Below are 12,244 nucleotides of genomic sequence, written 5' to 3' on the forward strand. Positions count from 1 at the left end.
TCGCGGCATCAGCAGATTTGTTACCCTGGGCGCAGGGTAGACAACCGATTAGCGAGATGTAACTACCAAAATTAGTAGTTGCGTTTGTTTAAATTAAGCCAACTGCAGCGGCATAGCAGGCAAGCTGAGTTTTGTTCGCCACATTTAACCGTTTTTGCATATTTTTTTGATGAAAATTAACGGTATGCGGTGAAATACCGAGAATAAGTGAGATCTCTGCGGCGGTTTTCCCTTCAGCGGTCCATTTCACTATTTCCAGCTCTCGCTCACTAAACACCATGTTCAGCACTGACATAGAACGGTCCTGAAGGCGCATCAAAGCCATCAGATATAGCTCCGTCAAATGCTGGAGTTTCATCTCAAAGGTCGGTCCGACATCAATGGTTTTTAAAGAAACACGTGATGACACTGACAATATCCCGGTGGCACGGTTAGTTGCCATTATAGAACAGGAAAACCCCGACCGCAGGCCAAATTCATTGGCTTCGCGCCAGAGTTTCTCGCAGCTGCTAAAAAACTCATCTTTCCATGGCAGAATGGTTCCCGACGGGTGGCGCAACTGCACAATCGGGTCAACATCGATAAATTTTTCTTTACGATAATGCCTTAACCAGCGCGCAGGAAAGGTGGAGTGCAAATGCGTTTCTGGCCGGGTAAAAGGGACGGGATGCCGGATATACAAGGAGAAATAGTCAAAACCCAGCTGTTCAATCTGTTGCTGAACGATATGGATTAGCTGGCAAGTTTCATCAACAGTGTGGAAAAGAGCCCCAACTTCGCCACGCCAGCCGAAATAGTTATCGGACTTCATCAATGCCTCATTGATACGCAGTATCATGCGCGTCGTGCTTATAATTGTGGTGGTAATGCCGTGTTAAAAATGGATTTCTACCAGAAACACTACTTATTACCGGTTACCGGCAGTACTCAACGAGAGAAAAACCGCAGTAATTGCGCCCGGGGTGATGAAAATTATTCACAACCGGAAGAAGATATCCGATGCATTTAAGATAAAAAAATAAATGGAAGGCGCCATCCCTGATCGGCAATACTTATCGCTGAGTTGCCAGCCATCCACTGTTTCATTTATTATCAATCTCACAGAATAAGATTTTTCTCATTAATATTCAATTTTTTTGGCCTGTTTATTGCCTGATTGTTTCGCTATTGTTTTATAGTGAATACCTTAAGTTAAATCTTGCTGCACATTTAATAAAAATCATTTAAAAAACAATAGTATATATCTGCATGGCACGGTAATTATGATCCGCCACAGGGTAAATCGCCTGGTTAAGCAAGGGTTATTGGTTAATACTGGCGATATCGGTTTTGCGATCGATAATCATCTGCATAAATGCATTATTCTTTTTTATTATTAATACCTCTTCTCCGGATATAAATTTAATCCTTACCAGATTAATGACAGATGGCAAAAAATCAGATAACCAACTGAATTTTAAAAAATTATTTTAGTATGACGACAGCCCGATCACTGACACAGGAATAGCACCATGCTCAACCAGTTTGCCATGCTGTTTTTAATCCTCGGGATTTGTACTGCCCTGATGATCACCAAAGACCTGTTTAGATCCCCGCATCCGCTGGGAATTATGAACATTGTCTGGCCGGTAACCGGTTTGTATATGCCGTTTCTTGGCTGGCTGGCGTGGTGGTATCTTGGCCGTAATCACTTTCATAAGCGAACTCCGGCGTTACGCATTCAGCAGCGTACCACCGATGATACCCTGCTCTGGCGCCGGGTGTTTACCTCCACTTCACTCTGCGCTGCAGCCTGTGTGCTCGGTAACAGCGCCACGCTTGCGCTGCTTGTACTGCTGCAACATCTTTCAATTGCCACTCCGTTGTGGCTGGAAGGTATTTACTGCCTGCTACTGTCAGTGTTTCTCGGCTTATTGTTTCAGTTTCTGGCAATCCGGCAAGGCAGACAGCTACGCGTTATCCCTGCTTTATTGCTGGCCTGTAAAGCGCAGACCTTCCCGCTGGTGATATATCAACTGGGCACCCTGTTCACTATGTCTCTGGCGCTGAAATTCGTCCTCAATGATCAGGTCAATCCGATGTTGCTGCTGTTCTGGTTTATGTTGCAGATTGCAATGATGACGGGCTTTATTTTCTCCTGGCCTGCCAGCAGTTTTCTGCTTAAGCGCGACAGAAAACCGGCATTTTAATGCGTTAGCGACAAACGCCAAAGCCACGCATCCCAAAATGAAAATGGCTGGCATGTGCGGCGTTATAATCCGGCCCGAGTGAATTACCAAAATAACGGCAACTTTCCAGAAAGCGGCGGTGAAGCCAGGCTGCCTTCTCTGCCGGCTGCTGCCAGTGATCTAATACGCTGATGCGCTGACCATTTTTTAACTGAAATTCGGCAATGTCCCAGGCATCGGCCGTGGCATGCTCACTCAGCCTCCCTTGTGCCCGGTGATAAATATTGCGACAGGCATAACTGCCCAAATGCTCAATACGTGCCAGCGGAGAGGATAATGCGCCGCCGCCATTCTGCTTAAGCTGCAATACAAACATCAGGCTGCTTACCGCCAGAGGACAACTGGCGAGAAAACGGCTGTTAAGTTGCACATCGCCAAAACGCTGAATGCTGAGCGGATCCTGAAGCGGGCACTGGCCGCCGATGCTACCGGGACGACTGAAAGAGACCAGCCCGGCGTCACGGGCATGCGCCATGAGCGCCAGACAAGCCTGCGGATCCGTTGCCAGCCGGTGCAATTTATAGCGGGTAATAAAATTCGGCGGGTCGGTTACCGCAAGTGGAGTGAAAGGATTATATTCAGCGGGCAGATGCTGTTTTAGCCACGGCATGGTCAGTATCGCGCCGACAATAATGATGACTATCGCTATCAGAAATTTCACGGATGCCTGTTTCCTCAACCGACAGGTAATACCCTCTTTATGTCCCCTCTATCAACCATAGTCCAGTATGCGGAACCTGAGTCGCGTGATAACGATTATCGCGCACATTAGCTGGCTACTGCTGTTAATCACAGCCGCGCTGCTTATCTATTATCCACTGCTCATTATCTGCTCCGGATGTGGATGAAATCGTGTTGCGCCGGCAAAAAAAATTACCAGTTAACACGCTTATTACACTATCTTATGCCAACTTAGCTGGGCATTGACCAGATTAAATAACAGCCAACAGAGCTGACACACCATCACTGACAGGAACAGAATTGTTATGGTTGATCAATCAAAAGACACGGTGCTGACATCCGCAGAGCCGGATAAATTACAGCGTAATCTTCATAATCGTCATATCCAGCTGATCGCCATTGGCGGAGCTATCGGTACCGGCTTATTTATGGGCTCAGGCAAAACCATTAGCCTCGCCGGACCTTCGATCATTTTCGTCTATATGATCATCGGTTTTATGCTGTTTTTCGTGATGCGCGCCATGGGCGAGTTACTGCTTTCCAATCTGGAATATAAATCATTTAGCGATTTTGCCGCCGATTTACTCGGTCCCTGGGCCGGTTATTTCACCGGCTGGACCTACTGGTTCTGCTGGGTCGTCACCGGTATTGCCGATGTGGTCGCCATCAGTTCCTATTTCCAGCTCTGGTTCCCCGATTTTTCCATCTGGATGAGTGCATTACTCTGCGTGGTAGTATTTCTCGCGCTGAATATTGCGACAGTCAAATTATTCGGTGAAATGGAGTTCTGGTTTGCCATTATAAAAATCGTCGCCATCGTGGCGTTAATTGCCACCGGTATTGTACTGGTCGCGATTCACTACCCTTCATCGGGTGGCGGAACCGCATCGTTAACCAATATCTGGGATCATGGCGGTATGTTCCCGAAAGGGTTGAGTGGTTTCTTTGCCGGGTTCCAGATTGCGGTATTTGCCTTTGTCGGCATTGAACTGGTTGGTACCGCGGCGGCTGAAACTCACGATCCGAAAACCGTGTTGCCGCGCGCGATTAACGCCATTCCCATCCGTATTATCTTTTTCTACGTGCTGGCGCTGATGGTGATTATGGCGGTAACGCCATGGAACCAGGTACTCGCCGATCGCAGCCCGTTCGTGGAGATGTTTGTTATGATCGGTCTGCCGGCAGCAGCCAGTATCGTTAACTTTGTCGTACTGACCTCGGCAGCGTCTTCGGCTAACAGCGGCATTTTCTCCACCAGCCGTATGCTGTACGGCTTAGCGCAGCAAGGGGTGGCTCATAGCGGCTTTGGTCGCCTGTCAAGCCGCGCGGTGCCGACCAATGGCCTGTTCTTCTCCTGCCTGTGTCTGCTGGGAGGGGTAGCGCTTATCTATCTGATTCCGAACGTGATGACAGTATTCACCATGGTAACCACGGTTTCCGCCATTCTGTTTATGTTTGTCTGGACCATTATTCTCTGTTCGTATCTGGTGTACCGCAAACAGCGCCCGCAGTTGCACGCCGAGTCCATTTATAAAATGCCGCTGGGTAAATTGATGTGCTGGGTCTGTATGGCATTCTTTGTATTTGTGCTGGTATTGCTGACACTGGAGGAAGATACCCGTCAGGCGCTGATGGTCACGCCGCTGTGGTTTGTTCTGCTGGCGATTGGCTGGTTTATGCGCAGCAGGAAAGCGGCGTAATATCCATCCTCAGATATCGACGGGCGGCATTGATGCCGTCCGTTGCATGGATTATCCGCAGAGTGCCGTGATATTAGCGTACACGAATACCTTCAATCACCATCCGTTGTACATTCTCTACCGTCTGATCGAAAAAGCTGTCATCACTGAGAGTTTGACCGGTTATGGCTTCCACCTGGGTAGCGAAGTCAGCATAGTGCTGAGTGGTCGCCCACAGCATAAAGATCAGATGGTGCGGCTCCACTGGCGCCAGACGCCCCTGCTCGATCCAACCTTCAATCACTGCGGATTTCTCATCCACCAGCGCTTTTAGCGCCCCTTCCAGCTCACCTTTTAGTAATGGCGCCCCCTGCAACATTTCGAGGCAGAACAGCCTTGATGCCTGCGGGTGATCACGCGATACCACCAGCTTCATACGGATATATTCGCCAATCGCTTCCAGCGGCTGCAAATCATCGCGTAATGCACGCAGCGGCGCCAGCCAGACATCAAGAATATCCTTCAGCACTGCGATATACAGCTCCTCCTTGGATGGGAAATAGTAGAGCAGATTAGTTTTCGACACATCCGCGCGCTCTGCCACTTTATCCAGACTGGTGCCGTGGATACCGAATTGAGAAAAGAACTCCAGTGCGGCGACAAGGATCGCCTCACGTTTCGCGGCAACGGCGCGTGAACGGCGCGTGGGTGCTTTTTCTGAAGACTTCACTGTAATTCCTTCTCCATTAATCATCGACCCATGATAGCAAAGTGATTTCGTCATACCTAATGCGCGGGAATGCACTCAAATGGTACATCACTGCCTGTTTGTTGTGCGTTTAATTTTTACCAGACGGTCCATTATGGACCGTTTGCTCTGCAACATCAGAGTGTATTTTTAACAACACTCTGTTTACAAAAGCCTTTTAATTTCTGGCACAACCTTTGCAATTTATTCTGTGAGCGCCGCCTCGAGGGAAAATGCAGGATGCACCGCAGCGCGTGAACCACGTCCATCGTCAAGCAGAGGGTTTCACATGAAAATTGGTGTTTTTATCCCTATCGGTAACAACGGCTGGTTGATCTCAACTAATGCGCCGCAATATATGCCGACCTTCGAGCTCAACAAAGCCATCGTGCTGAAAGCCGAGCATTATCATTTTGATTTTGCCCTTTCGATGATCAAACTACGCGGCTTTGGCGGCAAAACCGAGTTCTGGGATCACAACCTTGAATCTTTCACCCTGATGGCGGGTCTTGCCGCTGTCACTTCGCGCATCCAAATCTACGCTACTGCCGCCACGCTGACGCTGCCGCCAGCCATTGTCGCACGCATGGCGTCGACGATCGATTCGATCTCCAATGGACGCTTTGGCGTTAACCTGGTGACCGGCTGGCAAAAACCGGAATATGACCAGATGGGCATCTGGCCAGGCGATGAGTACTTTGCGCGTCGCTATGACTACCTGACGGAATACGTGCAGGTACTGCGTGATCTGTGGGGTACCGGTAAATCTGATTTAAAAGGTGAGTTCCTGACCATGAACGACTGTCGTCTCAGCCCGCAGCCGCAACAGCCGATGAAGGTGATCTGCGCCGGTCAGAGTGATGCCGGAATGGAATTCTCCGCCAAATACGCTGATTACAACTTTTGCTTCGGCAAAGGCGTCAACACGCCAACCGCTTTCGCCCCCACCGCCAGCCGAATGAAAGCCGCAGCGGAAACCACGGGGCGTGATGTCGGAACCTATGTGCTGTTTATGATTATTGCCGATGAAACGGACGAGGCCGCACGCGCCAAATGGGAACACTACAAAGCCGGCGCTGATGAAGAGGCGCTGGCATGGCTGACCACCCAGAGTCAGCAGGATAAGCGCTCCGGCAGCGATACCAATGTCCGGCAGATGGCGGACCCGACTTCGGCGGTCAATATCAATATGGGTACGCTGGTGGGTTCTTACGCCAACGTCGCACGCATGCTGGATGAAGTCGCTACGGTTGATGGCACCCAGGGCGTACTGCTGACCTTTGATGATTTCCTGCAAGGAATCGAAGCGTTTGGCCAACGGATCCAGCCACTGATGACCAGCCGTATGGATGTGATTGACGCGGCAAAAGAGGTAGCCTGATGAATAAGCCTGATACCGTCGTTTGCGCCACTACCGCCACAGAAAACCTGCTGACGCTGCCTGCCCGTCCGGAAGCGATCGCCTTCCCGCCGCAGCAGACGGCGCTGATCGTAGTCGATATGCAAAATGCCTATGCCACTGCAGGAGGGTATCTCGATCTGGCGGGCTTCGATGTCTCCGCCACCAAACCGGTGATCGGCAAAATTAATATCGCGGTCAATGCCGCTCGCGCGGCGGGGATTCAGATTATCTGGTTCCAGAACGGCTGGGACGATCAGTACGTTGAAGCCGGTGGCGCTGGCTCGCCCAACTTCCATAAATCCAACGCGCTAAAAACCATGCGCAAAAAACCTGAGCTACAAGGCTCGCTGCTGTCAAAAGGCGGCTGGGATTACCAGCTGGTTGACGAATTACAACCTCAGGCGGGTGATATCGTACTGCCAAAACCGCGCTATAGCGGCTTTTTTAATACTCCACTGGATAGCATGCTGCGCAGCCGTGGCATCCGCCATCTGATTTTCACCGGTATCGCCACCAATGTCTGCGTCGAGTCGACGCTACGCGACGGCTTTTTTCTCGAATATTTTGGCGTAGTGCTGGAAGACGCCACTTATCAGGCCGGACCTGCTTTCGCCCAGCAGGCGGCGATTTTCAATATTGAAACCTTCTTCGGCTGGGTTTCCGATGTCGACAGTTTCTGCAGCAGCCTGCAATCCCCTGCCTTGCCGCTTAAGCGCCAGGCCTGAGTTCAGTCATATAAATATGGAGAAGTTGTTATGCCAAAAACAGTGATCACCCCACCGGGCACCGCTATTCCTATCGCCCCGTTTGTTCCCGGCACCCTCGCTGATGGCGTGGTTTACGTTTCGGGCACCCTGCCTTTTGATAAGCAGAACAATGTGGTGCACGTTGGCGATGCGGCCGCACAAACGCGCCATGTGCTGGAGGTCATTAAAAGCGTGATTGAAACCGCCGGCGGCACCATGGATGACGTCACTTTTAACTCGATTTTTATCACCGACTGGAACAACTACGCAGCGATAAATCAGGTCTATGCCGAATACTTTCCCGGAGAGAAACCCGCGCGCTTCTGTATCCAGTGCGGCCTGGTGAAACCGGATGCGCTGATCGAGATCGCCACCGTCGCCCATATTGGTAAATAAGGAGCAACGACATGTATATCGAGCTATCGGGCCAGCAACATCCGCAGGCGAAAACCGTGGTGCTGTCCGCCGGGTTGGGCGGATCCGGCAACTTCTGGCTGCCTCAGTTGAATGCATTACGCGCGCAGTATCGCGTCGTAGTGTATGACCAGCGCGGCACCGGTCGCAGCCCGGATACGCTGCCTGATGGCTACAGTATGCAAGATATGGCCGCTGAACTGGCCAGCGCGCTGGCGCAACATGGTATCAGCCAGTGTGATGTGGTGGGACATGCGCTGGGTGGCATGATTGGTCTGCAGATGGCGCTCGATTACCCGGCGCTGGTGTCGCGGGTGGTGGTGGTAAACGGCTGGCTGCGTCTCGATCCCCATACCCGTCGCTGTTTTCATGTGCGCCGCGATCTACTGCTGAATGTCGGCGTCGAAGCCTTTGTCCGCGCGCAGCCCCTGTTTCTCTACCCGGCAGACTGGCTATCGGCCAATCAGTCACGCATTGAAGCGGAAGATACCCTGCATGTGGCTCACTTCCAGGGGATGGAAAACTTATTGCGCCGTCTCCATGCCCTGATGACCACCGATTTCAGCGCCACTGCCGCGCAAATCACCCAGCCGGTCCTGCTGATCTGTTCGCAGGACGATCTGCTGGTACCCTGGACCTGCTCAGAAATCCTGCTGGATGCCCTGCCCAATGCCAGCCTGAAGAAAATGAGCTGGGGGGGACATGCAATGAGCGTTACCGATAGCCTTACTTTTAACCCGATGCTGATGGAATGGCTGGAGACGCCTGCTCCCGGCCCGGCACCAGCAACTGTAATGGAGCCATCATGGCAGAACCACTGAATAGCGAAGCACTCGACATCCTGTTTACCAGCGCGCGCACCCACAATAGCTGGCTGAATAAACCGGTCAGCGATACGCAGCTGGCGGAAATTTATCAGCTGGTGCGTATGGGCCCGACTTCCGCCAACTGCAGCCCGGCGCGTTTCTTGTTTGTACGCAGCGCGGAAGGCAAAGAGAAACTGCGCCCGACGCTCTCCAGCGGCAATCTGGAGAAAACCATGGCGGCTCCGGTTACCGCCATCGTCGCCTGGGACCCGTTGTTTTATGACGCGCTGCCGACCCTGTTTCCACACGCGGATGCACGTTCCTGGTTCACCTCCAGTCCTGAACTGGCGGAAGAGACAGCCTTTCGTAACAGCTCGCTGCAGGCGGCTTACCTGATTAGCGCCTGCCGCGCCCTCGGCCTTGATACCGGACCGATGTCCGGTTTTGACCGCGCTAAAGTAGATGCGGCCTTTTTTGCTGACAGCGGCTGGAAAAGCAATCTGTTGATTAATATCGGCTACGGCGACAGCAGCAAAGTCTATGGCCGCCTGCCGCGTCTCGATTTCACCGACGCCTGCGTGCTCGGATAAGGAGTTACCCATGTCGCTGCATACCCTGCCGCTGGCTGCGGCCAGTGTAGAAAAACAGGAATTCCGTCATGCCATGTCACGCCTTGGCGCGGCGGTGAATATCATTACTACTGATGGTCCTGGTGGTCGCGCCGGTTTTACCGCTTCCGCCGTGTGTAGCGTCACCGACAGCCCGCCGACATTACTGGTGTGCCTGAACCGTTCGGCCTCGGTGTGGCCGGTATTCAGCCAGAATCAGACGCTGTGCGTTAATACTCTGGCGGCCGGTCATGAATCCCTCTCCAATTTGTTTGGCGGTAAAACGCCGATGGAGGAACGTTTTATCGCTGCCGAGTGGTCAACACTGGTGACCGGTGCGCCGATCCTTGCCGGCGCCGTGGCCTCTTTCGACTGCAAAATCACCCAGGTGGTTAGTGTCGGCACACATGACATTCTGTTCTGTGAAGCACAGGCGCTGGTGTGTAACGACAATACGCACGGCCTGATCTATTTCGATCGTGGATATCATCATCTGTTACGGCAGGAAGCCAGTTAATCCGCCATCCGGCGGTCACCGTTATTTAGCACTTTGGTTGGGAGAAAACGATGTCTGGTTCCTGGTTTCCACAATGGCGTAAAAAATCGGCGGTTACTGATAACGGCCTGGTAGCCCCCGATGAAACCCTGCCCGCCGGGCAGACCATTATTATGGGTTTGCAACATGCGGTAGCGATGTTTGGCGCAACGGTGCTGATGCCGCTGCTGATGGGGCTTGATCCTAACCTGTCGATTCTGATGTCCGGTGTCGGTACTCTGCTGTTCTTTCTGATTACCGCTGGCCGGGTACCCAGCTATCTTGGTTCCAGCGCCGCCTTTGTCGGGGTAGTTATTGCCGTAACCGGCTTTAACGGCCAGGGTCTGAATCCGAATCTGAGTGTCGCGCTGGGCGGCATTATCGCCTGCGGCCTGCTGTATACGCTGATCGGTCTGGTCGTAATGAAAGCGGGAACCCGCTGGATTGAACGCCTGATGCCGCCCGTGGTCACCGGCGCCGTGGTGATGGCTATTGGTCTTAACCTGGCTCCGATTGCGGTACGTGGCGTCTCAGGCTCGATGTTCGACAGCTGGATGGCGGTGATGACGGTGCTGTGTATCGGGGTAGTCGCGGTATTTACCCGGGGTATGGTACAGCGTCTGCTCATTCTGGTGGGGCTGATCGTCGCCTGGGCGATTTATGCGTTGTTAACCAATGTGTTTGGTCTCGGTAAACCCGTCGACTTCAGCCTGCTGGCTAACGCCCCCTGGTTTGGACTGCCGCAAACCACTACGCCGACCTTTAGTCTGCAGGCAATGGTGATGATTGCTCCGGTGGCGGTCATTCTGGTGGCGGAAAATCTTGGACATATCAAAGCGGTAGCCGGTATGACTGAACGCAATCTTGATCCCTGGATGGGTCGGGCTTTTGTTGGCGACGGTCTGGCCACCATGCTCTCCGGGTCGGTGGGCGGCAGCGGTGTCACCACTTATGCGGAAAATATTGGCGTGATGGCGGTAACTAAAGTCTATTCGACGCTGGTGTTTGTCGCTGCAGCAGTGATCGCGATGCTGCTTGGCTTCTCGCCGAAATTTGGGGCGCTGATCCACACCATCCCGGCGGCGGTGATTGGTGGCGCTTCGATTGTGGTATTTGGGCTAATTGCCGTGGCAGGCGCACGTATCTGGGTGCAAAACCATGTTGATCTCAGCCAGAACGGCAACCTGATTATGGTCGCCGTCACCCTGGTGCTGGGCGCCGGTGACTTTGCGCTTAATATCGGCGGTTTTACCCTGGGCGGCATCGGTACCGCAACCTTCGGCGCCATCATCCTCAATGCCATCCTCAGCCACCGCCGCGCCGTGGCCATCAGCGGCAGTAAACCGCTACCGCAGGACAGCTAAGGGTTTTCCGTGATCTGCTGAGGCGAAGGTTTATCCTTCGCCTTTTTTTTGCGCTGCAGTCGCAGTTCACTGATTAATACGCCCAGTACAATCAGCGCCGCACCGAGCAGGGCAATACCCGGCAGACGCTCACCGGCAATACGTCCGACAATTCCCGCCCATACCGGTTCTCCGGCATAAATCACCGTGGCACGGGTCGGTGAGACACTACGCTGCGCCCAGTTCATGGTGACCTGAATCACCGCACTGGCCATCCCCAGTCCGATGGCGCTGTACAGCAGGTATGGAGAATACGCCGGTATCGACTCCCGATTGGGCAGCATAAAAATAAACGCGCAAACTGCGGCCACCGCCAACTGCACGATAGTCACGCGCCGTACATCAACCTTACCGGCGCAAGCGCCGATCAGGATAATTTCGGCAGCAATCGCCAGCGCACTAAGCAGCGTAGCGATCTCCCCGGCGCTAAACGCCAGCGAGTTACCTTCCGGCCCGGCCAGTAATAACAAACCGCTAAAGGCGAGGATCACCCCAATCCAGGACATAATCCCCGGCATACGGCCAAGGAACAACCACTGCAGTAGCGGCACCAGCGGCACATACATGGCAGTAATAAACGCCGATTTACTGCTGGAAATAGTCTGCATCCCCCAGGTTTGCAGACCATAACCACCGGCGATCGCCAGCCCAATCCAGGCGCCGGCTTTCACTTCCTGCCAGCATAATCCGCGCAATGTTTTCCACGAAAACAGCGCCAGCAACAGCGCCGCGGTGGCAAAACGCAGACCGACAAAGAAGAACGGACCACTGACGGTCATCGCGTGATGCACCACCAGAAAGGTGCCGCCCCACAACATAGTGATCAGGATGAGTACCACTTCCTGCATTTTGATGCTGAATTTATAACGCGCAAAAAACGCCGACATAGCCCGATCCACTGAATAAAAGTGGGCGCTAGTGTGCGTTGGCGAACAGGAGAGGTCAATGGCGACGATGATTAAACAGCAAACCGCCGGGCATTACCCGGCGGCTG

13 protein-coding genes are annotated in these 12,244 nt (G+C 52.9%); 9 read left to right on the forward strand and 4 right to left on the reverse strand.

Going from position 1 to position 12,244, the window contains the following annotated elements; translation table 11 throughout:
• Window positions 1-88 precede the first annotated feature (88 nt).
• Complete coding sequence (sdiA, locus tag JWF83_RS20870; protein WP_413652337.1) at window positions 89-811, reverse strand: transcriptional regulator SdiA; 723 nt, start codon at window positions 809-811, stop codon at window positions 89-91.
• 700 nt (window positions 812-1,511) lie between these two features.
• Here sdiA and JWF83_RS20875 point away from each other — a divergent pair.
• Entirely contained in the window at window positions 1,512-2,189 is a 678-nt protein-coding gene (locus JWF83_RS20875) for a DUF4396 domain-containing protein (RefSeq protein ID WP_413652339.1), read from the forward strand.
• 4 nt (window positions 2,190-2,193) lie between these two features.
• Here the strand turns inward: JWF83_RS20875 and JWF83_RS20880 are convergent, their stop codons facing one another.
• Window positions 2,194-2,889, reverse strand: a complete 696-nt coding sequence (locus JWF83_RS20880; protein WP_413652340.1) for an extensin family protein — start codon at window positions 2,887-2,889, stop codon at window positions 2,194-2,196.
• A 325-nt stretch (window positions 2,890-3,214) separates the two neighbouring features.
• Between JWF83_RS20880 and cycA the strand changes: the two genes are divergently transcribed.
• Window positions 3,215-4,609 carry a D-serine/D-alanine/glycine transporter gene (gene cycA / locus JWF83_RS20885; RefSeq protein WP_413652342.1) on the forward strand — a complete coding sequence of 465 codons (1,395 nt, stop codon included), beginning with the start codon at window positions 3,215-3,217 and terminating at the stop codon, window positions 4,607-4,609.
• Window positions 4,610-4,682: 73 nt separating this feature from the next.
• Here the strand turns inward: cycA and rutR are convergent, their stop codons facing one another.
• Entirely contained in the window at window positions 4,683-5,342 is a 660-nt protein-coding gene (gene rutR / locus JWF83_RS20890) for an HTH-type transcriptional regulator RutR (protein ID WP_413652344.1), read from the reverse strand.
• Window positions 5,343-5,625: 283 nt separating this feature from the next.
• Here rutR and rutA point away from each other — a divergent pair, with 283 nt between their 5' ends.
• From rutA to rutG, 7 genes are read left to right on the forward strand one after another with little or no spacing between them, the layout of a single operon-like run.
• The gene (rutA, locus tag JWF83_RS20895; protein ID WP_413652346.1) at window positions 5,626-6,717 is read left to right on the forward strand and encodes a pyrimidine utilization protein A; all 1,092 of its coding nucleotides are present in this window, start codon (window positions 5,626-5,628) and stop codon (window positions 6,715-6,717) included.
• 47 nt (window positions 6,718-6,764) lie between these two features.
• Entirely contained in the window at window positions 6,765-7,463 is a 699-nt protein-coding gene (rutB, locus tag JWF83_RS20900) for a pyrimidine utilization protein B (protein ID WP_413652484.1), read from the forward strand.
• 30 nt (window positions 7,464-7,493) lie between these two features.
• Window positions 7,494-7,880 (forward strand): pyrimidine utilization protein C, encoded by a 387-nt coding sequence (gene rutC, locus JWF83_RS20905; protein ID WP_413652348.1) that lies wholly within the window; start codon window positions 7,494-7,496, stop codon window positions 7,878-7,880.
• Between the two features lie 11 nt (window positions 7,881-7,891).
• Window positions 7,892-8,719: a pyrimidine utilization protein D gene (rutD, locus tag JWF83_RS20910; RefSeq protein ID WP_413652349.1), complete on the forward strand. Its 828-nt coding sequence runs from the start codon at window positions 7,892-7,894 to the stop codon at window positions 8,717-8,719.
• On the forward strand, window positions 8,704-9,294 hold the full coding sequence (locus JWF83_RS20915) for a malonic semialdehyde reductase (RefSeq protein WP_413652351.1): 591 nt from the start codon (window positions 8,704-8,706) through the stop codon (window positions 9,292-9,294). Before rutD ends, JWF83_RS20915 begins: the two co-directional genes overlap by 16 nt.
• A gap of 10 nt (window positions 9,295-9,304) precedes the next feature.
• The gene (gene rutF / locus JWF83_RS20920) at window positions 9,305-9,829 is read left to right on the forward strand and encodes an NADH-dependent FMN reductase RutF (RefSeq protein WP_413652353.1); all 525 of its coding nucleotides are present in this window, start codon (window positions 9,305-9,307) and stop codon (window positions 9,827-9,829) included.
• Between the two features lie 50 nt (window positions 9,830-9,879).
• Window positions 9,880-11,211 (forward strand): pyrimidine utilization transport protein G, encoded by a 1,332-nt coding sequence (gene rutG / locus JWF83_RS20925; RefSeq protein ID WP_413652354.1) that lies wholly within the window; start codon window positions 9,880-9,882, stop codon window positions 11,209-11,211.
• Here the strand turns inward: rutG and JWF83_RS20930 are convergent.
• Window positions 11,208-12,137 carry a DMT family transporter gene (locus tag JWF83_RS20930; protein ID WP_413652356.1) on the reverse strand — a complete coding sequence of 310 codons (930 nt, stop codon included), beginning with the start codon at window positions 12,135-12,137 and terminating at the stop codon, window positions 11,208-11,210. The two genes, rutG and JWF83_RS20930, sit on opposite strands and share 4 nt — an antisense overlap.
• Between the last annotated feature and the right edge of the window lie 107 nt (window positions 12,138-12,244).

This window comes from Pantoea sp. B65 (assembly GCF_047308185.1).
GTDB lineage: Bacteria > Pseudomonadota > Gammaproteobacteria > Enterobacterales > Enterobacteriaceae > Erwinia.